General features: G+C 56.8%; 20 protein-coding genes and 1 other RNA gene. 12 read left to right on the top strand and 9 right to left on the bottom strand.

The window, feature by feature from the left end:
* Positions 1-13: 13 nt before the first annotated feature.
* Positions 14-928: a 3'-5' exonuclease gene (locus O987_RS08785; RefSeq protein ID WP_043371718.1), complete on the bottom strand. Its 915-nt coding sequence runs from the start codon at positions 926-928 to the stop codon at positions 14-16.
* 623 nt (positions 929-1,551) lie between these two features.
* Here O987_RS08785 and O987_RS08780 point away from each other — a divergent pair.
* Together O987_RS08780 and O987_RS08775 are read left to right on the top strand one after the other, a co-directional pair.
* Positions 1,552-2,430 (top strand): hypothetical protein, encoded by an 879-nt coding sequence (locus tag O987_RS08780; RefSeq protein ID WP_043371715.1) that lies wholly within the window; start codon positions 1,552-1,554, stop codon positions 2,428-2,430.
* A gap of 249 nt (positions 2,431-2,679) precedes the next feature.
* Positions 2,680-3,546, top strand: coding sequence for a hypothetical protein (locus O987_RS08775; RefSeq protein WP_144244911.1), 867 nt, complete (start codon positions 2,680-2,682; stop codon positions 3,544-3,546).
* A gap of 32 nt (positions 3,547-3,578) precedes the next feature.
* Here the strand turns inward: O987_RS08775 and O987_RS08770 are convergent, their stop codons facing one another.
* The 3 genes from O987_RS08770 to O987_RS27570 form a co-directional block, all read right to left on the bottom strand.
* Positions 3,579-4,943 (bottom strand): DUF3987 domain-containing protein, encoded by a 1,365-nt coding sequence (locus O987_RS08770; RefSeq protein WP_051962154.1) that lies wholly within the window; start codon positions 4,941-4,943, stop codon positions 3,579-3,581.
* Positions 4,940-6,157, bottom strand: a complete 1,218-nt coding sequence (locus tag O987_RS08765; RefSeq protein WP_080731486.1) for a YagK/YfjJ domain-containing protein — start codon at positions 6,155-6,157, stop codon at positions 4,940-4,942. The genes O987_RS08770 and O987_RS08765 overlap by 4 nt, the downstream gene beginning before the upstream one ends.
* 173 nt (positions 6,158-6,330) lie before the next feature.
* Positions 6,331-6,723: a helix-turn-helix transcriptional regulator gene (locus O987_RS27570; RefSeq protein WP_051962152.1), complete on the bottom strand. Its 393-nt coding sequence runs from the start codon at positions 6,721-6,723 to the stop codon at positions 6,331-6,333.
* Positions 6,724-7,235: 512 nt separating this feature from the next.
* On the opposite strand from O987_RS27570, the gene O987_RS08755 reads away from it, so the two are divergent.
* The 7 genes from O987_RS08755 to O987_RS08725 all read left to right on the top strand — a co-directional run bounded on the left by O987_RS08755 (position 7,236) and on the right by O987_RS08725 (position 14,042).
* Positions 7,236-7,607: a membrane protein gene (locus O987_RS08755; protein WP_043371710.1), complete on the top strand. Its 372-nt coding sequence runs from the start codon at positions 7,236-7,238 to the stop codon at positions 7,605-7,607.
* An 84-nt stretch (positions 7,608-7,691) separates the two neighbouring features.
* Entirely contained in the window at positions 7,692-8,684 is a 993-nt protein-coding gene (locus O987_RS08750; RefSeq protein WP_043371708.1) for a DUF932 domain-containing protein, read from the top strand.
* 137 nt (positions 8,685-8,821) lie between these two features.
* Positions 8,822-9,880, top strand: coding sequence for a YqaJ viral recombinase family protein (locus O987_RS08745; protein WP_043371705.1), 1,059 nt, complete (start codon positions 8,822-8,824; stop codon positions 9,878-9,880).
* A 91-nt stretch (positions 9,881-9,971) separates the two neighbouring features.
* Positions 9,972-11,141: a phage capsid protein gene (locus O987_RS29390; RefSeq protein WP_235214306.1), complete on the top strand. Its 1,170-nt coding sequence runs from the start codon at positions 9,972-9,974 to the stop codon at positions 11,139-11,141.
* Between the two features lie 72 nt (positions 11,142-11,213).
* The gene (locus tag O987_RS08735) at positions 11,214-11,567 is read left to right on the top strand and encodes a helix-turn-helix domain-containing protein (RefSeq protein WP_080731485.1); all 354 of its coding nucleotides are present in this window, start codon (positions 11,214-11,216) and stop codon (positions 11,565-11,567) included.
* A gap of 175 nt (positions 11,568-11,742) precedes the next feature.
* On the top strand, positions 11,743-13,053 hold the full coding sequence (locus O987_RS08730) for a hypothetical protein (protein WP_051962151.1): 1,311 nt from the start codon (positions 11,743-11,745) through the stop codon (positions 13,051-13,053).
* Positions 13,054-13,271: 218 nt separating this feature from the next.
* On the top strand, positions 13,272-14,042 hold the full coding sequence (locus tag O987_RS08725; protein ID WP_235214304.1) for an oxidoreductase: 771 nt from the start codon (positions 13,272-13,274) through the stop codon (positions 14,040-14,042).
* A 472-nt stretch (positions 14,043-14,514) separates the two neighbouring features.
* Here O987_RS08725 and O987_RS08720 read toward each other — a convergent pair whose 3' ends face one another.
* On the bottom strand, positions 14,515-16,854 hold the full coding sequence (locus O987_RS08720; RefSeq protein ID WP_043371703.1) for a patatin-like phospholipase family protein: 2,340 nt from the start codon (positions 16,852-16,854) through the stop codon (positions 14,515-14,517).
* A gap of 823 nt (positions 16,855-17,677) precedes the next feature.
* Entirely contained in the window at positions 17,678-18,154 is a 477-nt protein-coding gene (locus tag O987_RS08710; protein ID WP_043376251.1) for a hypothetical protein, read from the bottom strand.
* A 660-nt stretch (positions 18,155-18,814) separates the two neighbouring features.
* Here O987_RS08710 and O987_RS27890 point away from each other — a divergent pair.
* The 3 genes from O987_RS27890 (at position 18,815) to O987_RS08700 (ending at position 20,443) form a co-directional block, all read left to right on the top strand.
* Positions 18,815-19,075 (top strand): hypothetical protein, encoded by a 261-nt coding sequence (locus O987_RS27890; RefSeq protein WP_080731484.1) that lies wholly within the window; start codon positions 18,815-18,817, stop codon positions 19,073-19,075.
* A gap of 260 nt (positions 19,076-19,335) precedes the next feature.
* A complete protein-coding gene (locus O987_RS08705) occupies positions 19,336-19,605 on the top strand; it encodes a hypothetical protein (protein ID WP_043371698.1) in 270 nt (89 codons plus the stop codon).
* Positions 19,606-19,648: 43 nt separating this feature from the next.
* A complete protein-coding gene (locus O987_RS08700) occupies positions 19,649-20,443 on the top strand; it encodes a hypothetical protein (RefSeq protein ID WP_043371695.1) in 795 nt (264 codons plus the stop codon).
* 519 nt (positions 20,444-20,962) lie between these two features.
* Here the strand turns inward: O987_RS08700 and O987_RS08695 are convergent.
* The 3 genes from O987_RS08695 to ssrA all read right to left on the bottom strand — a co-directional run bounded on the left by O987_RS08695 (position 20,963) and on the right by ssrA (position 23,824).
* The gene (locus O987_RS08695; RefSeq protein ID WP_043371693.1) at positions 20,963-21,508 is read right to left on the bottom strand and encodes a hypothetical protein; all 546 of its coding nucleotides are present in this window, start codon (positions 21,506-21,508) and stop codon (positions 20,963-20,965) included.
* 471 nt (positions 21,509-21,979) lie between these two features.
* Positions 21,980-23,230 carry a tyrosine-type recombinase/integrase gene (locus tag O987_RS08690; RefSeq protein ID WP_043371690.1) on the bottom strand — a complete coding sequence of 417 codons (1,251 nt, stop codon included), beginning with the start codon at positions 23,228-23,230 and terminating at the stop codon, positions 21,980-21,982.
* Between the two features lie 216 nt (positions 23,231-23,446).
* Positions 23,447-23,824, bottom strand: a transfer-messenger RNA (tmRNA) gene (gene ssrA / locus O987_RS27885).

Here is a 23,824-nt window from a genome sequence, read left to right as displayed (position 1 = left end):
GCAAACCAAGGAATCAAGGCCCATTGCCCAATAGCCAACTCACGCACGTACCGGTTTCATGGCGGGCCCGGCGGATAGCCGAGCACAAGTAGCCTTGCTTGCCGGGGTGGGTGCGCCATGCGATGGGCTTGCGCTCCCGCCCCAGGAGCAAAGGGGTGGCACAGTCGTCCGCTGTTTTTTGCAGCACGCGCAGGTCGAACTGAATGACATTCCAGCCAATGATGACGTCCGGGTCATTGCGTGCAAACCACGCGTTGAGCCGGTTGATCATCTCCTGGCGGCTGGCGCAATAGATCAGTGCAAAACCCGCCTCCGGCACCGACTCGGAAGGCGGTTCTCCGAGCATGAACACCACGCGCTCGGCCATACCGTCCAGTGCAATCGAATACAGGTCTTGGTGCTGGCTGGTCTCGATGTCCAGCGACACGACTTTCAGCACGGGCCTGTAATGGGGTTCGGGAACGAGCTTGCAGTCAACCAGCGCGGCATTCTCGATCCGACCGCCCTGCAGCCTGACGCCTGCAGTGATGAAGCGCTCCATCAGGTAGCGCTCGTGTGGACGAATGTCGGCCTCGAGAAGGGATACGCCCAGTGGCTGGAGAGTGCGTGCAAGCCGCCCCAACTGGCGAAAATTCTTGGCATAGACCCCTAGAACGGGCTCCTGCTGCAGGCTCTTCAGCTCCAGTGCACGCAACTCCACATCGGGCATGACCCCAAGCTGCGCTTGCACCGTATCCTTGTGCCGGGCCTCGGCAAAAGCCACCGACGTCTGGGCGGTCAGGAGCACCTTCAGGGGGCCGGTATCCGTCGCCAGCCAGTACTCGACCTCAGTCCCTGCCGATGTGTCTCGCCAGTTGCGGGTCAGGATGAATCCTTGGCGTTGATTGGATAGCACGAAAGTGGGAAAGAGAAAGCCAAGCGAACGCATGACAGATTTGAGCTGCCATTCTCGGCCATGGCAGCGTGTGGGCATGCGGAGCAAGCGGAAAGGATGGCGAGCTTGTGCGGAACCTCACTAATGAAATGGCACTCCGCGATCGCCGGCCCCTTCCCAACAGGGCACCCTCAGTGGCCGCAATGTATGCGAGAGCATGATTTCAAGATCATGCCGTAAAGGATGAGACTCATAGTAAATTCAGCTTCAGGCTGGTTGCGGTCCTTCGGTCTGTCCTAGTGATGGGACTGCTTCGCAACGCATTGCGGCCAGAGTCGCAAAGCAGTGCACGCCCGAGCCCGTGTTTTTCCTTACCGCTGTCATTTACAGTCTGTAGGCTTGTACTACGCCGGTATGCCCAAAGCCCGGCGTGAATAGCTCAGCTTGCAGTCAGGGCCTCAAGCACCTCGCAGGGGGCGCGAGCATTGGATGCGCTGATGCGCCCATCCTCATTGTTCAAACTTGCCAGTGGCAGAATAGCGCCCATTGGAACTGCAATACGCGGGGACTGGAGACCAGCTTGTCTGGGCCGCGCGCAGGTTACGACGTAATCGTGTTCGTCGTTCGCTGGCCTACCGACATCACCAACAGACTCACGACTCCTTTCCGCAGTAGTCATGAACAACGAGACTTGCCCCTACACCTGCTTGCCGATCCAGGAGGTGGACGCCTCGCGTGAGCACATCATTCCAGACGCACTGGGCGGTCCCAACGGCTTTGCACTCGTGGCAGATGTGGCGCGAAACTCCCAATACGGCAAGACCGTTGATTCGCGTCTCATCAATTCGACATTGATGGGCCAGGCAGCAGCTGAAGCGGGCGTCATGACAAGGTCAGGCCCCGCTACGTGGAGCATGCGAGGCAACCTTGAAGCCGACGGTGCGGCCGTTCAGTTAACTGGCACCCATACTGCTGTGGACTTTCGCTTCCACCAACCAGTGGAGGTGGACGCAGTTGAGGGCGTGATGGCGATTAGGGGATTCGGCCCAGCGGTAGATAAGGAAATCGCACGAGTCCGCAAAGACCTACGAAGCAAAGGCCGAGACCTCGGCATCTTAGAGGAAAGGCAAACCGTCAACCCTGTCGTGCGGGGTCGGTTTGAACACAACCTCAGCGAGGCACTGCAAGGCTTGACCAAAATCGCCTACTTGGCCACCGTGTGGGCAGTTGGCGACGAGTTCATCTCGACGGAGGCCGGCGCGCGGTACCGCAGTTGGATAGACGCTGAGCCCACCGCCGCTGCGCTTGAAGCTGCGGGCCTGCAACCGGCGGGGCGATCCATGTTCTCGGAGGGAGGGCCAAACGACCAGCATCTCATAAGTTGCATGGCGGCCGGCGACCATCTCGTTACAGGCGTCCGGCTGTTCAGCAAGCCGTATTTCGAGGTCACCATCGCAGTTCAGGTTCCAGAACTCAGATTGCCACACGCGCATGGCTGGCTTGCGACCATCGACGCCAAAGCCAAGACCTTCAGGGAGACGATGCTGGTGCCGTAAGTGAATTACCCCGGATTCCTAGACACCTGAAGCCCTTGTATGTCTGCTTCTAGCCCCATAGTGCCCTGTGGATAGCATCGGTTCAAGGTCTTCAACCGCTGCATATCAGCCTCTCAAAACTTCCAGTTACCCTGCCTTTTCAGACGCACAACCCTACTGTTGAGACTTAACTCGGGGCCAGTTGAAACCCAGATGCTGAGGCAGGTTCAAGGCAGAATCCAAGACTCTGCAGCACCGCCCCTGACTGTCATGCCAGTTGACGAACAAAGCGACAATTCGTTAGATCCAATGGCGAACCTTGTCGCTTCAGCCATGTACACCAGCCCTGGCTCACTTCTTGGGAAACTCAAGGCCATCTGGATGCTGGCCGCTAACCTGGTTACCCGGGCAGAAACCGAGCACAGCAAGCGTGTCAATGTGCTCTGGGGAGGCCCCGTGCCTGAAACTTCATCCCTGCCCGACAAAGCGCGGATGCTGTCCAGCAAAGCTGTCCAACCGGAAAGTTCGCTGACCCAGGCCTATACCGAACTGCTACGCGAGATCGCTCAAATTCACAGCCAAGATCAACTGATCCGGCTTAAGGCCCAGCAGCCTGCGTTGCCGTCCAACCTCGATGACGCTGCATTCCTCGCAGCCCTGCTGGCCTCTGCCAACCTGCGCTCTGAAGCTTTTCTGAACCACGTGGTCCCCCACTTCTTTGCGCTGCAGCTGCATTGCTACCGCCTTTATCGGAGGCTGGAGATCCCGGCAGGCGTACCTGAAGAGTCCGCCGTTCGGCTGGACAGAGCAGCCAAGGGCGGCAAGGCTAGAGCCATTGGCGAAGACATCCTGAAGTCTCGAATTTCTGATTTTTTGCAATCCAAGGCGGGTGAGACCTTCTCAACAGGTGACGCCCTCTTTGATCAATTTGGCGATGAGCTTCAACAGATTCTGCATACCTTCCAACGCGACGTAATTGGAAAGGAAAGACATCCCCAGTCGCACCGGCTCATCACCTATGGTTCAAGCCTAACGTCAGGAGGTCTGGTGCGCAAATTTGGCGCATGGCGCAGACACGATCCCATCTTCAAAGACAGATGGGAGAAGTTGGTGCCTCCAAGAAAAAAAGCCTCCTGACGCAGTGAGCGTGCAGGAGGCCGGAGCAGGCATCAGTGGCCAAAGGGCCGCCCGAACTTCGGACCTTTCAGGAAATCAGTCAGTTTTCGGCCAGGCACTGGCTGTACGGGTATCGCTTGCGCGACGAAGCCAGGCGTCATGTTGAGGATCAACTGCTTGCGCGACCCAGGAGGGTGGTCAACGACCTTGTCCTCAAGCAATAGCTGATCAATGGCCCAATCCAGGTAAGGGAGCTTGCGCGACTGTTCTGGCCCACTGCGCTGCAATTGAACGCGCGAAAAAGTGCCCTGCCTGCACTGCTTCCATTTCCGCAGCATATAAGCGTACAACTCATCACCCAGGCTGATTCTCTGAGCCTCCTCGGAAGGCGTACCAAACCCCATCAATGCCTGCTCAAGGTGCCATTCCATCAAGGTCAGCGCAGACTGCATGTAGGGCAGCTCGATGACAGGCCCTGGATCCGTGAACCACTGCAAAACAGCAGCGATGCGCATGGCATGCTCGCCAGCGCGGTGCACGAAGGGTTCCATATCCACCCAAGCATCATTGGAGCCAGGTAATGCCTTCCAGTACTTATCTGCTTCGTGCCAAAGCTGCTCGGCCTCAGGGGACAGGCTGATCTGCGCCCTCTGCCCCGAAGTCTGCAGGATCGTACGGTAGTCATTCACCAGTTCCCGGACACGATCATGGAAACGATGGAGGTTGGGATTCTGCGGGGCCTGAAAGCTGATGTGCTGGACGGAATCTGTGGCATACGACAGCAGCATGCGAGGTATCAGCCCGGAATGCACCATCAGTTCGCCCTGCTTGCCTTTGAGCAGCGCATCGAATACCGCATCCTGAACTGTCATGCAAAAGGTCGTACGAGTGTCACGCATCAGGGTCATCTCGTGCTTGCGCTGAAAGCGCAGGTCATCGCCGTCATAGCGTTTGCACGAGCCTGGGATGCTCAGATGCTTGGCCAGCATCCCTCCTTCATCCAAGACCATAGCCACCGCCTTGGCACCACTGCCAAACAGCGCAATCACTCCACTTTCGGAAGCATCGTCCAAACGATAAGGATGGCCCTGACTCGGATCAAAACCATCCCTACCTACCACGCGCCCTTCGCAGCCCGCCTCAAAGTCACGAAAGCCCTGGTATGCGCAGTTGACGCTGGCCGACTTGCCAAGACCAGAGCCAGCGATCACGGACACATAGAGGCTGGTGGGCATCACCCGGTGGGTCGGCGTGTAGATGTCGAGTACGCCATGCACCGCCGCCGACATTGCAGAGAGGACGACAGGGCCAATCAGCGCATCTTTCGTCTGCTCCCCCAGGCCAGCCACGCAACTTGCAAAATCGCAACCCAGCTCATGCAGGCATTGGATGGGATAAAGAGAAGGTATCCAGTTCATGCCTTGTACTCCTTCCAACCCATTTCGTCGCTGAGCTCCTTCAACGGACGACGCACAGCCAACATATCCAGCTTGGGCATCTTCTTACTGCGCTTGGGTCCCTTTTTGGACGCAGTGATCTCCTTGAGTTTGGTGCAGCCAAAGCTGCGCATCTTGCCCGGAGCCCTGAAGCGGGTCAGATAATCCACCTTGGTCAGGTAGTCGACATAGCCACCCATGATCCGCCACAGCAGCGGATCGCTGTAGTTGATCACGCGCAGGGTAGCTTCTTCGTGCTTTTGGCGAATGCTCGGGTTGCGAGTGTACGCACCATCGGCCCCGAGCTTCTCATCCCACTTCTCCGCGATCATGCGCGGGACGTTGATGCGGTCCCGATGCTTTGCTCCGTTGAGACCAATCAACCAGTGAATGTGTAATCCCTTGATGGGAGCACACTCAATCTTCCAGGCAAAGAAAACAAGATCATCCTTGAACATTTTGCGAAGGATCTTGAGCATTTTGTCGCGGATCGCGCTGACCTGTTTAAAGCGCGCTTCATAGTCTTGCTGAGATGCAAACTTTGCACGCATATCCGGAACCCTGTAAGGCTCTCCCCAATCCAAACGGATCAGGAGTATCGAGTCATGTTGCGTCCATGACTGCTCACCCACCAGCATTAACTGCTTATAGCACTCCATTGAGTTGCGTTTGAAACTGTGAAGTAGATCGTTCCCTCCAGCCTGCATCAAATTCTTGTGCAAAAACAATGACAGGTCGTTGACTGCCTTCTTAATCTCAAGTTGAACGTCATCCGACTGTATGCGAAACTCGTTGTAGCTCATCTCGAAAATCAGATGCATCACCCACTCATTCACTTTTTTATGCTTGGCTGTCAGCCACTCCTTCGTTCCTTCGAGCACTACCAACGCAGCGGGATTGATCTCTACAAAGCATTCTGAAGAGATGTCGATATTTCTTCCAACAAGAAAGCTGACTTCATAGATCAGCTCAAAAATAGACTTCTGATAGACGACTATTTCATACTTATATTTTTGCTTGTGAATTTCCAGATTGAAAGGATAAACATGCGGTGTTCTCAGAGTCCATTCCACAACATTTTGAATCATGGAATTCAAAACCACACCGTCAGCACCACGCATATACACAGGAGCTTCATCATCTTCTGTTGATGTACTCACATCAAGAGAAGAAGCTGGATGTATCAGCTTCTTCATTCCTATTCTCCTAGATAGTTATTTACTTATATATTCAGTTATTTAAAACCGAAATAAATCAAAAGATCTCAACCGAATAATCAGCTGAGATCTTCAGGATATTTATCGATATACCTCCAGTTTCAGACAGGTATTTTTATTTTCTAGATATCTAGATATTTAGTACCCCTGAATCAAGCGGTGACCTGCAGGTGACGCAGATGCTCGATATAGGCATGGACGTCTTCCAGGATCCAGCCCCGAGCCTTCATGCCAAGGGGTACGGACTTGGGGAACATCGGGTCGTAGTACTTGGACCGCGGGTTGATGCGCAGGTACACCGTGGAGCGAGACACTTTCAATATGTGCAGCAACTCTTTCAAGCGGATCACGCACTTGGGATCGCAAGGAGCAGTTTCCAGCGCAATCTTGGGCTGGCAGCCCTCCTCCTGCACCGGCCTAGACAACACTTGTTTGATCTCAGCGTCCACCGGAACCTTGGTGGACTTCACATTCTTCGACTCACGAACATCGCTCTCGATGGAGCGATCAGGGGTGACAAAGGGCTGATACATGGCGGCTTTCATGCCTGTGTTGAAAACGAGTTCATTGGACCGAAGACGCTCTTTTCCAGCCACACAGCTGCTCACCGCAGCGAGAACGACATCAAGCAGCTACCTTGACTAGAAGATAGGTTTCAGATAACCACCTTCGACCACTGAATTTCCCCCGCAAAAGGCCAATGCAGAAATTCATGCGAACGTGCGAAAAACCGAACATTTAGTTCCATGCCAGAGAGAAAGCCATATCCCGCAGCACCATGCGAGGCGAATGCTTTTCGCACGCTCGATCATGCGAATGCGTGGATCCATGGCCCGGCACTAGAGGAGCATGAGGTGTCCGCACTGAGGTGTCGGTAGCGTCTTTTTGCAGGAAAGCAACAAACCGGGCAGCGCCGCTCGATTCAAATCCACTTTTTTTCAACCACATATCACCGACCTGAGCAGACACCGGTCTGCCGTCCAGGTCGGGGTAATGCGCCTGCCTTGCAGGGCACGCTCCAGCACCTGGCTTCTTGTCTTTCTTCCAAGGAGCTTCGATGCCTTTTTCCTCTCCCCCTCCCACGTGCCCCCTGTGCCATAGCCCACGGGTCATCTCCCGCAACTGGGCACGCAAGACCGCAGGCGCCATCGGCTGCGCCGCTGGTGCCACAGGCGGCTTTGTCGGCGCCCTGCGCGGTGCGCAGATTGGCATTGCCTCGGGCCTGATGACCGGCCCCGCGGGTTCGACCATCGGTGGCATTGCGGGCGCTGTCTTGGGTGGCCTGGCTGGCACGGCCATTGGCTGCGAGGTCGGCACGTCGGTGGGCAAAACGATTGATGCCCGAATGCTGGACAACTTCAAGTGCTTGGAATGCAGGCATGTATTTGCCCGTCAGGAATCGACCTCCGGCCATGCCGATTCCGATTGAGCGATTCGCCCGGCTCAGTCCATTTTCCCTTTCCCTCTCATCTCCCCTTTTGGTTTTCGCTTCTCTTACTGAAGGAGTTTTCTCGTGGCACATCTCATAGAAACCATGGCCTATACCGGCCAGACCCCCTGGCATGAACTGGGCCACGCCCTGCCCGCCAAGCAAGGCATCGATGTCTGGGCCCAGGCCGCTGGCATGGATTGGCGTATCCAGGAAACGCCGGTGCGATATCTGGCGTCCAATGGTGCGCCGGGTTCTTCCGGGCTGTCGGACCTGTATGCCGAACCCAAGGAGTTTCCCGAGCAGAAGGTGCTGTACCGCAGCGATACGCAAGTACCTCTATCTGTGGTCGGCAGCCGCTACCAGGTAGTGCAACCCCGCGAGGTGCTGGAGTTCTACCGGGATCTGACCGAGGTGGCCGGCTACGAACTGGAGACCGCCGGCGTGCTCAAGGCCGGGCGCAAGTTCTGGGCCCTGGCCCGCACCGGCAAGTCGGCAGCCCTCAAGGGCAAGGATGTGGTCAACGGCTATTTGCTGCTGGCCACCTCCTGCGATGGGACTCTCGCCACGGTGGCGATGCCGACGACGGTGCGGGTGGTGTGCAACAACACGCTGACCATTGCGCTGCGCGATGGCGTGGGAGCGGTCAAGGTGCCGCACAGCACGGCTTTCGATGCCCAGGCGGTCAAGCGCCAGCTGGGCGTGGCCGTGGGCCAGTGGGACAGCTTCATGTACCGCATGAAGACCCTGGCCGAGCGCAAGATCAAGACCCATGAGGCGATGAACTATTTCCTCAAGGTGATCTGCAACACGGACCAGCATTCCGATCCCACGGTGGGCCTGACCAATGAACGGGCCCTCAAGAAGGTGCAGATGCTCTACGAGGGCCACGGCCGGGGCGCCGAGATGCAGGCGGCTAAGGATACGGCCTGGGGCCTGCTGTGCGCCGTCACTGAGTTCGTGGACCACGAGAAACAGGCCCGCAGCCAGGACAACCGCCTGGATAGTGCCTGGTTCGGCCAGGGGGCGGTGATCAAGCAGCGAGCCCTGGACCATGCGCTGCAACTGGTGGCCTGATCCAGTGGCCTGATCGTGCTTGATCGCTGGCTTTCTTGTTCGTCCTTGGACGGTTCCCTTCTCTTCTTTCCTCCACCACAGACCGCTCATTGAAGCGGTTTTTTTATGCCCGCATTTTTGCGGGCCAAGGAGTTTGTATGTCTTTGCACCTGGTGAGCCCTTCGGGGCCTGCTGCGCCTGCAGCTCGCTCTACCTCTGCCCCATCCCGCACTCCCCGCAAGGGAGCCGCCCTGCGCCTGGTGTCCACCAAGGATCTGGAGCGCGAGGACTGGCTGGAAGTGCGCCGTACCGGCATCGGCAGCTCGGATGCGGCAGCGGCCATCGGCCTCAATCCCTACCAGTCCCAGCTGGAGCTGTGGATGCAAAAGACCGGCAAGGGCGATCTCTTGCCGGCTGTTGATCCCACGGACGACACCAGCCCCATGTTCTGGGGGACCTTGCTGGAGCCCATCGTGGCAGCCCATTACACCAAGCGCACGGGCAACAAGGTCCGGCGCGTGAATGCGGTGCTGCAGCATCCCGAACACCCTTGGATGCTGGCCAATGTGGATCGGGAGGTGATCGACGCCCCCGATGTGCAGTTGCTCGAATGCAAGACCGCCGGCATCCATGGCGCCCGCCTGTGGCGCGATGGCGTGCCCGAGTATGTGCAGCTCCAGGTCATGCACCAGTTGGCCGTGACAGGCCAGCGTGCGGCCGATGTGGTGGTGCTGGTGGGCGGTCAGGAATTGCGCATCTTTCGCATTGAGCGGGACGAAGCGCTGATTGCACGACTGATTGTCCTGGAGAAGGCGTTCTGGGATCTGGTCCAAAGCGGTATCGCACCGGCCGGCGACGGTTCGGACAGCGCCGAGCAGGCCTTGCGCTGCCTGTATCCCAGCGACACCGGGGACCAGGTGGATTTGAGCGAGGACCAGGAGCTCAACATCACCTTCGAAGAGCTGCTGCAGGCCCGCAGCGATCTGGACTCTGCGCAGAAACGGGAAGCCCGTTTGCGCCAGTGCATTCAGATGCACATGGGCGAGGCCAGCAAGGCCTTGTTCGCCTGCGGCGGCGCCGTCACCTGGAAGCGCAGCAAGGGTGGCCAGGCCTTCAACAGCAGCCAGTTCGTGCAAGAGCATCCCACGCTGGCCCAGCGCTATCTGAGTCCACGGGCCGGGTCACGGCGGTTTTGCGTTTACGAGCCCGAGCAGTGAAACCGCTTGGGACGAAGTTCAACCCGGTTTCCCCTCCCTTCCCCTGCCCTCCTTGGCCTTGCCCTGGAGGGCTCTTTTATTGGAGCCTCTCATGATCAAAGGTTTGATGATCACGCCCCCGGTGATCGGCCGCATTGCCATCGGCAAGGTGGTGGAGCGCAATGGCAAGCGCCTGCCCGAGAAGGATGACGAATTCACCATCACCACCCAGGTGCAGGCCCGCGGGCAATGGATCCTGCATCCGCTCGATGAGACACTGCGCCAGACTGCCAACCAACCATCCAGCGGCATAAAGGAAGGCTCGAAGCCTTCCTTGTCTGAGGGTAGTGAAGAAGGTGACAGTGGCCTGCAGCCCGCTTCTGCTCAGCCTTCGCAACGCTCCGGCAAGCGTTCGCTCAAGGAAAAGATGGGCGTAGTCGCAGATGCTCAGCAGGCACCCGATTCCCAGGCTCAGCCTGCAGCGACTACGAGCAATGCCACGGCAACCACTCCCGCCCGGCGCAAGCTGCGCAGCATCCCCGTGCGGGTGCTGTTCAATGATCCCGATCTGAATCTGCGTGCCCACTACACCCTGTTCGACCGCAGCACGGCCAGGCCTGTGTGCGTGGGCGATGGCGAGAGCTGCAAGCGGGTGACCAGCCAGGGACTGGCTGCCATGCCCTGCCCTGGACCCGATGCCTGCGCCTTCGGCCAGGACGGCTGCAAGCCCTATGGACGGTTGAACCTAGTGATTGGCGACAGCGACGAGCTGGGCAGCTTTGTGTTCCGCACCACGGGCTTCAACAGCATCCGCACCCTGACCGCCCGGCTGCAGTATTTCGCTGCGGTGTCGAGTGGGCATCTGGCCGGCATGCCACTGGAGCTCAAGCTGCGGGGCAAGTCCACGACGCAGTCGCATCGCTCGGCGATCTACTACGCGGATCTGGTGGTGCGCAGTGGATTGACGCTGAACGAGGCCATTGTGCAGGCCAAGGAGGTATCGGCACAACGCCAGGCTGCGGGGTTTGATCAGCAGGCCTTGGACGAAGCAGCAAGGCTGGGCTATGCGAACGGCAGCTTTGAGGACTCGCCCGAAGAAGTTGCGGACATCGTGGAGGAGTTCTATCCAGAGAGCCCCTTGCCTGAAGGCGTTGCAGAACCGGTAGCGGATGCGGAGACCCTGCGCCGGACGTCCCCTCCTGCACCATTCACTAGCTCGCAGACCAAGCCCCAAGGAATGCATCGCCAGGGTGCCAATGGTACGCATAGGCCGTATGCGTAAAGGCCGTGGACGTGAAAACCGTGGGCGCATGGTCTGTAGCCAAGTTTGTGCGCTCTTGTAACCATAGCAACTATGGACAAAAAAGCATCCCAGCCGGGCCCCGAGCCGCAAAGACTCCCCGTGCTGGTGGCCTTCGGGAAGGTCGTTCGGCATTTGCGCAGAGAGCAAGGGTTCTCGCAGGAGACTTTTGCGCAGTACTGCGGCCTGGACCGCAGCTACCTAGGCGGCGTGGAGCGTGGTGAGAGAAACATCACCCTGGCCAACATGGAACGCATCATCTGCGCCCTGCATCTGAAGCCGTCGGAGTTCTTTGCGGCCCTGGATGAGGATTTCGCGAACCTAGCCCAGCAGGGCCATGTGATTCAGTTGCGTGCCTTTGCCCCCAGAGCCCGCGCCCTTCGCACACAGGGTAAGCAGTCTTCATGAATCTGCACCCGTTGCAGCCCTCCGCCTCAAGCAGGTCGCGGGCTGCAAGGACCAATGCCACGCCGTTTTTGAATGGAGATCCACCCCACCCGTCTATCCGTCCTTACTCCGCCCCCATGGCCCGCCTCCAGCGGGCTTTCACATTCAAGACACATCCATAAAGAAGAGGGAAACCATGAAGAAGATTTCGAACCAAGGTATGACCCAGCTGGCTCTGAGCGTTGTCACAGCTGCGGTGCTGACCGCCTGCGGCGGCGGTGGCGGCAGCAGTGAAGCGCCACCAGCCTCCAACTCGGCCTCGGCCAACGGCGTGGCGGCTGTGGGCTCGCCCATTGCGGGCGGTGCCGTGACGCTGAAGTGCGCCTCTGGTGCTTCTGCCTCTGCCACCACCGGCACGGATGGCTCCTGGTCGGCCTCGCTCAAGGGCAGCGACTTTCCTTGCGTGATCCGCGTCTCCGGCGGCCAGGCCAATGGTCAAGCCCTGACTACGCCTTTGCATTCCATGGTGGCTGCATCGGGTCTGGCCAATATCACGCCGTTGACCGATTTGATGGTTGGCATCGTGAGCGGCCAAAAGCCCGATGCCTGGTTCGACTCGGCCACCAATGGGAGCTTGAGCGGTGCGATCCATGCCGGCGCCTTGGCAACGGCCCAGGACAAGCTCAAGGCGGCTCTGTCCAGCCTGCCGGGCAAGCCGTCGTTGCCGGCTGGCTTCGATCCGCTGACCAGCCAGTTCCAGGCGCAAAAGGGCGATGCGGGTGATGATTTGCTGGAGAGCTATGGCGCGGCCCTGATTTCTGCTGGTCTGACGCAGTCGGAAGCGGCTGGCAGCGTGGCGGCAGGCGAGACTCTGACCCAGGCAGCCTTTGCCGGTACGGCTTTCACGACGCCCAACATGACCCTGTTCCGTGCAGGTGCCGCGAAGACCAAGGCCGGCGATTTTGTTCTGTCGATACCCGATCCCCACCGTGGTCTGCTGACATCGAAGGCGTCCTTGGGCACAGACGGCAATGTGAACCAGGTGGGTCTGCCCTTTGTGGCGGTGACCAGCCTGCTGGGCAATCGCATCGCACAGTACTGCACGCAAGGCGCTGGCTCCTTTGGCTCCAATCAGCACGGCCAGTACGCCTATCTCTCGGAGGACTGGACTCCTGTCACCGATACCACCGAGCTACACGGCAAGGTGTTCAACGAGTACGAGGACTGCAGCCCCACCGGCACGCTGGAATTCCGGGCCGATGACTCCGTGGTGTTCACCGAAAACGGTGGCGTTCCCGACGCCCCCAACTTCGGCTTCTCCAAGGCCTTGTCCGGCGAGGGTATGGAGGACCTTGCAGAAAACTCCATCACGCATGCCAAGGTCTACAAGATCACCTTGGACGGCAAGACGACCTATGCCTATGTCGGTGTCTCGACCCAGAAGGGCCTGACCACGCCGGCCATCGATGGCAAGGCCAACTACGTGACCATGGGCATTTCCCAGTAAGCGTTGCCCGATCAACCTGTCTCTGCCGCCCAGCGGCTTCATAAAGCGATGCGGTCCATTGGAGCGCATCGCTTCTTGCTTTGTAAATCCGAATCCCATGGGCGCAGCCTTTGGCCCAGAAGCCCAGCCATCCTGGCTCACAGCTCACAGAGCCCAGCGGGCTTGGTACTGCCATGCCTGGCCCTGCCCCACTTCACATTGACCGGAGACCTCTCTCAATGAAAAAGCAACTCCTTCTTTGCACCGTTCTGGCCCTGGCTGGCTGCAGCTCTGCCCCCAGTGACAGCGATCTCGAAAAATTCCTGGAGCCCCAGTTCGCCTCTTGCGACAACGTCAAGGTGACGCATGTCAAGAAGACCAACGGCTATGAAGAAGATGGCCACTACCGTGTCGAGTTCACGTACGACATCGAGCTCAAGGACCCCGATACCTTGAAGCGCATGCGCCAGACCTACCAGGAGGAGCGTGACCGCATGAAAGCCTGGGAGGATGCCGGAAAGGCCGATCAACAGCAAATTGCAACGCTCAAGGATGAGATTCTGGCGTTACGCAAGGAACACAACAGCAGCGCACCCCGTCGCGAAGACTTCCACTTCAACAATCCGCCGGGAATGGGCTTCCTGGAAGAGAACGCTTATCGGAAAGCGCTGGTCCAGTGGGAAAACGAGCATCCGTTGCCGGACAGCCTGCACCAGAAGATGCAGGCGCTCGATGCGATGGAGATGGAAGCCCGGCAAAAGCAAGAGCGCGACCAGCCCAAGAACACCATCTACAACAAGGTGACGGAAAGCGTCTGGTCCATGTACGTTGCGGGATGCCCGAGTGGAGGCTCCACCAAGCTCTTATATCCTGCGCTGCTTCAGATCCGCAACGAAGCCGCCAAGGCACAAGACGTCCTGTACTGGCTGCAAGATCAGCAGCTTCAGATGAAGGGCAAGATCACCATGCGCAAGACCGAGAACGGTTGGCGAGCACTGAGCGAAGGATGATTTACGACAAATGCAGCCCAGCGCCTGGTGCGCTGGGCTGCATGTCACAGGGCTTTGTTTTTTGCCCTGAGAACGACTTGATTGCTTTGTGCCGGCGTCGATGTTGACGCTGCAGCCAGCCGGCACGAAGTCAGCACTTTTCTCTATTGACCGCTCCAGGCTGGCAGTTGCCGCTCGCATCTTCCTATCCCAATGACTGCTGTCACCGGTATAGGTGCGGTGCGTACGCCGCTGCGCATAGCGCGGTGTCTGAGGGTCTTTGAGCATCGTGTGCACGCCAATGTTGCGTGCACACGATCTTGCTCAGCCTCGCGACCTCATTCAAGATGGGTTCGCCAGCCGCTTACAAAAATTCCTATTCTCCCCTGTATGGCTCACACAGTGAGTCAGTCGAAGAAGACCGCTCTGCACTTAGGTGGCTCAAGCCCGCCCGCTGCCGCAGGCACTTGAATATATAACACTCGATCCCCTTCTATCGCCTGCAGAGGTCAGAGAACTCCTTGCAGGTACTGGCTGCGGCGGCCAGAGCGGCGAATCGCATATCCCATGCCGTGACGCTGGACATGTACCACCCCAATGGAGCGGTCCGATGGTGGCGAGCGGCTTGGCACCGATCTTCTACGGTCTTCATCGAGGCATAGGCTTGAGGCATGCTCAAGGTGATACGTCGGTGCTTAGCGCCGACCTCATCGACTCTGGCCTGCATTTGCCTCTCCGCCTCAGCACTGCGTTGTCGTCTAGAAGCAAGTAGCGCGTCTGCTCCAGTCCAGTTCATCCAATGGTCAGGGCGGGCTGTTGCCGAAGCACATTCACCTTCCGTTGGATTGCCATCGATGTTCAGCCAGATACCAAAGGATTCTCTCGAAACAGCGCGGCTCAACTGTGCAGCGCCAGAATTGTCGGAATAGCCACCGTCCACAAGCAATCGCTCGCGACCGCCATCGGGCTGCCAGCGGCCGGCCGGCGACACCACTGGGAATCTCGCGCTGTGAAGTACGGCTAGGCCTATCGGCAGGAGCGAAGTCTCTGCATAGCGGTTAGACAAGGCGACTCCTTCGCCAGTGCGGGCGTCGGTGGCGTTGAAATAGGAGTCGATGCGAGGGCGCCCAGCTGTGACTGCGGAAAGCGGCATAGCCAGAGATACGCCACTCTGAAGCTTTTCCAAGTACGGGCGCTGCCAGCTGTTCAACAGCGATTGTCCACGGCGGGCGTCGCCTGGAAATAGATCAGAGGTCAGCATCGTGCTAACGACTCCTGACAAATGGTCGTTGATGAGAAGGCTGTCAACTAGTCTACTCAGCGGGAAGTCTGGCGGCTGTTCGTCGCTACATCTTGTCCAGCCAGTATTTCCCAATGCATCGCCGTGGGTTACGAAATGCTGCCGTGCCAGTAGATAGGTAGCTAAGCCCAAAGAACCACCGGATACACCACTGGTCGTAGTGAGACGCTCCCCAAAACGACCGCATGAGAAGTCATCCAGCCTTGCGAGCACTTGCGCCGTGAAATAGGCAGCCCGCAGGCCTCCTCCATGGGCGTTAACGACAACTCGGCGAGCCGGTTCGATCTGCTCGGAGGGCCGGCTCCGGGACGAGGGGAGAACGGCGCCTGAGGTGGCGTGAAACTCTTCTTCGCCAATGGATTCGCGGTTATTCGCTAAAACAGCCACAAACAACAACGCTGGTGCCCAGACTAGTCCCGGCCGCCAGGGCAACAGTCTCCTGTACACCAGGGCCACCGTGGTCAACGCGAAATTCATGCTGCTCAGGAATAACAACACCACTGTTGCGGAAGAACGAAGCCAAGGGCGCTCATCTCGGAGCAGCAGCAACATGGCAACGGAAATCATGACCCCAATGAACAACACTGTCCGTACCTCACTTAGCGTGCGCGAACGGGCTGCCCCCAAGGGATGAGCGGGCTTAACCCAGGCAGGCCCTCGCTGGTGGAGCCAAGCCAGTAAGGTCCTCCTTCTCACAACAAACATGTGGAACAGGGCTGGGAGCAATGCAGTGACGCAGAGGATTGCGAACGGCAGGAATGCAGTGATAGGAATACCGGCGGCAACCAAAAGGGCGAGTACGTTGGCAATCAGCGTGCCAAATGCGCCAATCGACGATGCTAAATTCCACTGCTTACGGTACCAAGTCCAGCCCATGACCCCGCAAACCGGAAGGCAATAAAAGAGGACCCAGGCCTGCACCGTGTCAGACACCGGGTATATGAGCATCAGGATTGTTGAATTTACGACGAATGCGGCCGTCACAATGGCAGCGAGTCTGGGACGCGCATAGCGATCCAACAGGACTTGCGCGTAGACGGCCAAAGCAAGCGGCATCAAAAGGCAGAGTGCCATTGGCGATCGAGCGTTCGAATTTTGTGTGACGCCGGCCATCAGCAAGCTCCCGACCGCGAGGCCAATGGAGAGTGTGCCTAGGCAGCGTGGCACCCAGGTGATCGCGCATACCATCGAGTCTGGCAGCGCGTGTTCTTCTACAACGTCGCGCGGCATTACCCTCAACTGATGCACGGAGGAGAGTAGCCTAGAGCAATACCAAACTGACAGGGCCAGGAGGATCGTTGCGATAACGAACAGCACAAAACTCATCCAGTCCCCTCCCTTTCGAGCTGAGGCGTTGACGCCAAGCTCCAATATCGGGGACTCGAGTCCGAACAGAATCTCCTGGGCCTGCGGGACCAACATCAGCACGCAGAACTCGATAATCAATGCAAGCATTGGGAGTCGAGACAGCGACAGGGCAACGAAAACCAAGTCGTATAAGGGCCGATTCCTGTTGTCAGAATACTTTTGCATAACTGCGTCAGCTATTGACGCTCCTTTGGTCTCTATTGGGGCAACATTGTCTGTGCATGGCTTCTCCCAAAATCCACGGGAACTCGGCTGATCTAAAAAGGGTAGGCGTCAGGCCTTCCCATGCGTATACGTGTACAGGAACTGCACTCTAACGTTGCTCAGCGGTGCTGCGCCCGAGTGGCTGAGATAAGAAGTCCCAGAACATACTTCGGGAGTCTCGACTGTTCTCGCGGATGGAATCATCACTAAGCCTCACTGGCCTGAATACCGCATCGTTTGGATGACGTAGTCTGGACTGCCCCTGGTCCAGGTGGCGAAGCACCCCAGGCCTACGCCTGGTAGAGCAAGCTATGCCATAACCGCAAAGCCGACGGCGTCCATGCGGCCGACCAGCCGGTGGAAGCGCTAGAGATCACGCGTAGCGCATCCGTGAACCAAGCTACTGGCCATGAGCCAGCGTCACCACCTTGGACTGCTTCAGGCTGGTCTGAGTCATTCATGGCCCAACACCTGAGCGGCAGCAAAGGCCAACACCAGCCGTTGAACACGGCCTGTCTTGAACGGCCGCTTCACCCTCAGGACCGGCCGCTCGATTGTGCGGTTTGCCGCGTACTGGCTCGAAGGGCCGTTTCTCCGTGCCCCCGACAGGCTCGTGTCGACCCTACGCGGTCTCTCCTGGACATGGAGAAAACCTTCGACTTGGTAGTTGTTGATGGCTGACTCCAGACACACTTGCCCTTTGCCCTATCAGACGCCAGATTCATCTAAAGGTGGTCCGGTCATGAGCTGAAGTCAGTGTCTACAGCTGGCCGAGGGTGGTTAGTCAGAAGTCACCAAGCTTCAATGCTCGGTCGAATGAAATTCTGTCCCGCGTTGCGACAAACATGGTCGGAGTACCGGCACCCAAGACATGCAGCGGCAATGCGGTCTCAACTTGAGCCCAAAAATCAGTAGCTTTATCCGGCGGCAGCGGCGCGAAGCCGAAACGGTTAACCGATGAGCGATAGAACCTTGGCATCGGACGCTCTTCATACACGTACCACTCATCAAAACCTGGCATAGGCAGTTCGGATACGGCGGTGATTTTGGGACTCACAGCAAATCCATCCGCGACCTCCCAACCGGCCTCCAGCTCAGCCTCGGACGGCTTGTACTTGCCGCTGTCACATGACGCAATGACCACATGTCGCCCGATCACTAACTCCGGCATACGTTCGAGCAAGTCAAAAAGCGATGGATCCCAGTCGTAGGACCACTGTACGACCGAGTACTTCAATTTATGTCCGACAAGATGAACCATAAGGAGGCTCCTTGGGTTGGTCATTACGTATACCAGCACGTACTGTTGAACATCTGCACTTCTGAGGCAGTCTCGATCCTAGTCGCAGACCTAAGAAAGGTCCGGTATTGGCCGGTAGCGTGAGTGCACGGATGAGCCAGGAAGCGGATACCTCGAAACGCGAGCCCCACTGAAGAAGGCAGCTCTCAGCGAGGTACACGAACTAGTGCTACCGGCCAGGAGTAGCCCTTCGCGAAGGCTGCTTGGCCGACTGCCTCAAGCTGGCTGCCGCCGCTGATTTGGCAAGCCTGTGACTGATGCTGCCGATACTAGACGTTGACCTGCTATCCGGCCTGGCATCCACTATGCGACTCAAACCGGAAACTAGCTGGATCGCAGTGCGCCAGACACCCTGAGCTGCAGCTTTCTTCAGCGCGAACGGGTGCAGCCTACCCATAGCTGAACTGCAAAAAAAGTGCCTAAAGCAGTCCCTTGCATTCATCTCGAGCAATACACGACTTGTAACAAAATGCATTTTGGGAGATGATTGGACACAGACAAAACTCTCTGAGAAAAGTCAGATGATTTCAGGCTAAATTTCTTGTTAGTTTTGCTGCTAGGCATAACCAATAAACGTGTTATGCCGAGCGACCTCTGAACTTAACCATTAAGGAAAAGGAAATGACAATTCCTCAAGCTGTTGGTCTTGGCATAGCTGGAGACGAGTTGGGAAAAAAAATTGCGGGAGACGAAGTCAGCGTCGGGCGAACTGTTGCTTCAACCACTCTCGGCGCGGGTCTTGGTGCTGTTGCAGCAGGCTCGCTGACTGTTGGGGCAAGTGCCGTTGGTCTTACGGCTGTCGCAGCGGCTGCAGCCCCAGTTGTTATTCCGCTAGCTGTAGCGGCTGGCGCTGTGTCTTTTGTGAAAAGCTTGTTCGATTAACTTCACTTTCAGTCAAGCCTCAATCGGTAATAGGAGGCTTGATTGAATTCCCAATGGCCGCTTTCTATCAGTAGTACAGGCCGTTTTTGGCCCAGTTGCACTAGCTCGTGTACCTCACTGAAAGCTGCCTTCATCGACGGGGCTCGCGTTTCGAAGTGTCCGCTTCCTGGATCATCCGTGCACTCACGCTACCGGCCAGTGGCCGTCACTCAATTATCGATCTTCTGTACATATCAGATTAGACAATATAGGGAAAAATCATGGCTTCTTACTTGATCGGGTACGACCTCAACAAAACTGGGCAAGACTATGCTGCGCTAATCGATGCGATAAAAGGTCTTGGCTTATGGTGGCATTGCTTAGATTCGACGTGGATCATCAAGCATGACGGCCCATCAACTGTTATTCGTGATGCCCTCAAACCTTATATCGACAGTAATGATGAGTTGTTGGTAGTAAAGCTCACTGGTGAAGGGGCGTGGATGGGCTTCAATACAGAATGCTCTACTTGGCTGAAGGAAAATCTCTAGGCCTCAGCCTCATATCAAATTAATAACGGTATTTCCTTATTTCATGTCAGAACTAAAACTCAAATTTCATTACGAACATGGGGCGGCTAATTCGGGTAGGCTTGAAATCTACGATGCTGCTGTAGCGTTGCGAGGAATTGCGCGCGCGACCTCAGTGATCACTCATGCATACTTAAATGGAGAGGTTAGAACACGGGCCGAAGCTGCAACCGGGGCGAAGATATACATTGAGACGCCAAAGCGGGGCAGCTTTGTCTACGAGGCGGTGATCTGGACAGCCGGCGCTCTCACTAGTGGCGTCTTCTACGACTTCATCAAGTACGGATTTACTGAAGCAGTTGGAAAGTTCAACCATTCGGACGAATATTCAAAGGCACTCGAAAAGCGCATAGAACCTACTATTGGCGAACTTCCGGTTGCACTGGAGTCGCCGCTTGAAGAGATCCACCGACCAATCCGCCAAGACAGAAAGATAGTACTAACCGTAGCTCGCCCTCGAGGGGAAGAGTTGGCCGTGTTCGATGCAGAATCGCTTCAATATCTTCAACCAAGCACGGTTCCAGCTCCGCACGAGATTTCCGGCAACGTGACGAAGTACAACTCACTCACTGGCTGGGGAAAGTTCTTCGATCTTATTGAGAGACGAACTGTTTCATTCAGTATTAGCCTTGAAAGCTCGGAAAGAACCCGCTCTCTAATAACTTGGTCTCTTCACGAGAATAATTTGGGCAGACCAGGGCTTCTCCATCTGAGTGCCAATGCCGTAGTCGCTCCGACAGGAAAAATCAAGAGATATATCGTGCACGGCGTAAGCGAATCACCGCTGCTTAGTGCCTAACCCTTCCATCGAGCGGACGTGTTAAAAGTAGCCTCCCGTTTGAAGACGCTGCTCATATCAAACGTTAGCCTATTAACAGCCCAGAGCTATTTATTTTCTCAAGCGCTGCTGCACTGAGATTTGAGGCGCTTGGTGAGCTTCGCCTGTGAGTGTGGGATTTCAGCTGACTGCTCAGGGTCGCAAGCCCCTGTTCGCTCGTCGTGACAGCAGACATCCAGCGACCTATCTGCCTGCTCTTGATGGTCATTGTCCGCTGCACACCTGAAGCCCGTCGTTGGACTGTCCCTCGCGTCGCTGCTCGAACGGCCGATATGGGACGGCGATCGTTAGGAAGCGTGCGATTACGAGCAACGGCAATCTCTGCACAGCAGACATCTGCTGACAAATCATGAACGACTGCAACGGGTCGCGTCCTGCCGGTCACTGACGGCCAGGAGCGGTCGTCGACAACACAAAGAAGCTGTCACTTAACGCTAAATATGAGAGACGCGCCGTTGATTGAATAGTTGTGGAATCCGTTTAGTCAAACCGCACAAACTGATAGTCACTTGCCTTGATACCCGTGCCAGAAAATCCAGCGTCTTGACGCATTGCAAGAATGACGGCGGTGTATGCGTTCTTCTGCTCAATTTCCTCGACAGAGCCTTGACTTGCTCCAAGTTGGACCTGTAGTTTGACAAAGTGGTTGAGCGCGCTGAGTACATCGTCGGAGGCCCATAACCATGCTGCAGCGTATGCAGCGTGGAAACGCTCTTTTACTTCTGTCGTACAACCGTGCCCTGCAATGAATACCCTGAGTGCGGAGCACATTTCCTCGTAAACGCGCCGACGCCTCTCGGTGACTTGGCCTTCGGAGAAAAGCTCAGCTTTGACGCGTTCGAGTTCAGCAGCATGGAATGATTTGGCTTTTTCGACTATGTCAGTGAGTTGAGCCAAATCCTCCTTGGAGGCAGCATTCTTGCCTTTCTCCGCGATGTAGGAAGGCAAATATCCACGCAGTATTGAACCAGCGACAACAAGGCCCACGAGGCTAACTAATGAAAGAATGAGGGCAATCAGGTCCATGTAAAAGCGGCCTAGTGATGAGGCACCCACTTTAATGCAGCCCCTAGCCGCAATCTATCACGGCAGCGTGCGCCACCGACTGCTTTGGAGCAGTCATGCAACTGTCGGCCTCGGGTCGCAAGCTCCTGTTCGCACGACGTCGACGTGACAGCGGACATCCTGCGACCGATCCGCCTGCACCTGATGATCGTTGTCCGCTGCACACCCTAAACCCGTCACTGGGTTGTCGCCCGCGTCGATGCTCGGATGGCCGGTATGGGACAGTGACCGTTAGGAAGCGCTGCGGCTACGAGCAGCGGCAATCGCTGCATAGGAGTCTTTGCATACTGAAACAATGACCGTGAGGGGCCCACTGTGGCGCGCTGTAACGCGCTTTCGATCTTGTGGGCTATCTACTCCACATTCGAGCAGAATACATAAATCTTGGACAAGCAAGACACACAGCCCAGCACTATTGCGCTGGGCTGTGTGTCATTTGGCTTTGTTTTCTAGCGAAATCTTGATCACGTTAATACCTTCGCGTAAACGATCCAAGTAATCAGCCCATTGCTGCACCTGCTCGAAGCGCTTGGTCAAGTACTTCGTCCGGTTGTAGCTACGACCATTGGCATCCTTCACGGCATGTGCCAAGTTGGCCTCAATCGCCAGTGGATCAAGGTCCAGTTGGTCAACCAACATGGTTCTGGCGCTGGCCCGAAAGCCATGACAGCTTTGTTCTTCCCCAAACCCTAGGCTATATAAAGCTGTGCGCACCGAGTTATCCGACATCGGGCGGTCGTGGTCTCGTTGGCTAGGGAAGACATATTGCCCGCGACCACTGAGCGGCAGCAGTTCGCGAAGCATCGTCACCGCTTGCTTGGGCAGCGGCACAACGTGTGGCTCACCGTTTTCCTTTTCCTGAACCGTGCGCTTCATCTTGGCGCTAGGGATAGTCCACAGTGCAGCATCCAGATCCAACTCAACCCACTCCATTGTCCGAAGGTTGCCAGGACGCTGGTAAAGCAACGGGGAAAGCAATAATGCAGTACGCACAAAAGGACCGCCTTTGTATGCGTGCATGGCCCTCAGAAGCTCTCCAAAACGCTCGGGCTCCACAATGGCGGGGAAGTGCTTGCCTCGGTATGGAGTCAATCGCGCCTTCAAGCCCTCCGTGATGTCGCGCTGTGTATTGCTGGCCGTCAGAAGCCAGTAACGCCAAATCTGGCGCGCCAGCATGAGAGCACGATCTGCGGTCTCCATTGCCCCACGCTGCTCCACTTTTTGGAGCACTGCGAGTAGCTCCATTGGCTGAATTTGCACCATTTCCCGGTCACCGATCCAGGGGAACAAATCACGCTCTAGTTGACGCAGCATCCGCTCAGCATGGCCTGAGCTCCAACGAGGCACCTGCTTACCGTACCATTCAAGCGCCACGGCCTTGAAAGTATCTCCCAACTCATGAGCATTGACCAATTTTGCGGCTTGGCGCGCCTTGGCAGGATCAACACCTTCTGACTTCTGGATCCGTGCCACATCCCGGGCTTTCCGAGCAGCCGTCAGACTGACCTTCGGATAGCTGCCAAGTGCCAAGCGCCCTTCTTTGCCGTTTTTTCGATATTTCCAGAACCAGCGGCGCGAGCCAGCAGGACTCACCTCAAGATACAGGCCGCTGGAATCGGCGAAGCGCTCTCGCTTGGCCCCAGGGGAACAGGTTGCATTTCGGCACTGCGCATCAGTCAACATGGGGGAACAAATCCTCTCAAAAAAGGCCTTCTCCAGAGGAGAAAGGGGGAACGATGGGGGCAAATTTAGCATTTCTTGTATTTATTCCCCCGCCTGTTCCCCCTGCAGGCATTGGCAGCAGTGAAATCACCTTGGACACAATCGGATCTAAGTGATTGATTTTTAAAAATAAAAAGGGGTTCAATGAACTTCATTGAACCCCTTTGGATGGGTGGATGGTGGAGCTGGCGGGAATTGAACCCGCGTCCGTAAGCCTTCGCCGGACAGATCTACATGTTTAGTGCTCTGTTTTGAATCTCGCCACCCAAACCCCGCAGGCACACGCTGTCTGGGTAGCCAGCTTCCTTAAATCTCGCCAAATACCAAGAAGCCCGGTATCCAGCCAGCTAATGTAAATTCCCTTGCAGCCGGGAGGTATTGCTACCCCCCTTGCCCAGCCCACTAGCGTGCTGTTGCAAGGCTCACCGGATTAAGCGGCGAGTGCGAAACGTTCGTCGTTTGCAGTTAGTTTTTTGAATGGAGATTTACGAGCATCACTCAAGCTCGACATGCACCGCACCGGTCCCGAACCCACGTCGAAACCAGGACAGCCCC

This window comes from Comamonas testosteroni TK102, assembly GCF_000739375.1.
GTDB lineage: Bacteria > Pseudomonadota > Gammaproteobacteria > Burkholderiales > Burkholderiaceae_C > Comamonas > Comamonas brasiliensis.
This window is presented reverse-complemented; position numbering and strand designations above follow the sequence as displayed.

Bases quoted from the DNA above. Each gene is read 5' to 3' on its own strand.
- O987_RS08725 (WP_235214304.1), top strand. From the start codon at position 13,272: ATGAAAAAGCAACTCCTTCTTTGCACCGTTCTGGCCCTGGCTGGCTGC.
- O987_RS08710 (WP_043376251.1), bottom strand. From the start codon at position 18,154: ATGGTTCATCTTGTCGGACATAAATTGAAGTACTCGGTCGTACAGTGG.
- O987_RS08775 (WP_144244911.1), top strand. From the start codon at position 2,680: ATGCCAGTTGACGAACAAAGCGACAATTCGTTAGATCCAATGGCGAAC.
- O987_RS08735 (WP_080731485.1), top strand. From the start codon at position 11,214: ATGGACAAAAAAGCATCCCAGCCGGGCCCCGAGCCGCAAAGACTCCCC.
- O987_RS08765 (WP_080731486.1), bottom strand. From the start codon at position 6,157: ATGAAGAAGCTGATACATCCAGCTTCTTCTCTTGATGTGAGTACATCA.
- O987_RS08690 (WP_043371690.1), bottom strand. From the start codon at position 23,230: ATGTTGACTGATGCGCAGTGCCGAAATGCAACCTGTTCCCCTGGGGCC.
- O987_RS08780 (WP_043371715.1), top strand. From the start codon at position 1,552: ATGAACAACGAGACTTGCCCCTACACCTGCTTGCCGATCCAGGAGGTG.
- O987_RS08745 (WP_043371705.1), top strand. From the start codon at position 8,822: ATGTCTTTGCACCTGGTGAGCCCTTCGGGGCCTGCTGCGCCTGCAGCT.
- O987_RS08785 (WP_043371718.1), bottom strand. From the start codon at position 928: ATGCGTTCGCTTGGCTTTCTCTTTCCCACTTTCGTGCTATCCAATCAA.
- O987_RS08700 (WP_043371695.1), top strand. From the start codon at position 19,649: ATGTCAGAACTAAAACTCAAATTTCATTACGAACATGGGGCGGCTAAT.
- O987_RS08755 (WP_043371710.1), top strand. From the start codon at position 7,236: ATGCCTTTTTCCTCTCCCCCTCCCACGTGCCCCCTGTGCCATAGCCCA.
- O987_RS27570 (WP_051962152.1), bottom strand. From the start codon at position 6,723: ATGAAAGCCGCCATGTATCAGCCCTTTGTCACCCCTGATCGCTCCATC.
- O987_RS08695 (WP_043371693.1), bottom strand. From the start codon at position 21,508: ATGGACCTGATTGCCCTCATTCTTTCATTAGTTAGCCTCGTGGGCCTT.
- O987_RS08770 (WP_051962154.1), bottom strand. From the start codon at position 4,943: ATGAACTGGATACCTTCTCTTTATCCCATCCAATGCCTGCATGAGCTG.
- O987_RS29390 (WP_235214306.1), top strand. From the start codon at position 9,972: ATGATCAAAGGTTTGATGATCACGCCCCCGGTGATCGGCCGCATTGCC.
- O987_RS27890 (WP_080731484.1), top strand. From the start codon at position 18,815: ATGACAATTCCTCAAGCTGTTGGTCTTGGCATAGCTGGAGACGAGTTG.
- O987_RS08720 (WP_043371703.1), bottom strand. From the start codon at position 16,854: ATGCAAAAGTATTCTGACAACAGGAATCGGCCCTTATACGACTTGGTT.
- O987_RS08730 (WP_051962151.1), top strand. From the start codon at position 11,743: ATGAAGAAGATTTCGAACCAAGGTATGACCCAGCTGGCTCTGAGCGTT.
- O987_RS08705 (WP_043371698.1), top strand. From the start codon at position 19,336: ATGGCTTCTTACTTGATCGGGTACGACCTCAACAAAACTGGGCAAGAC.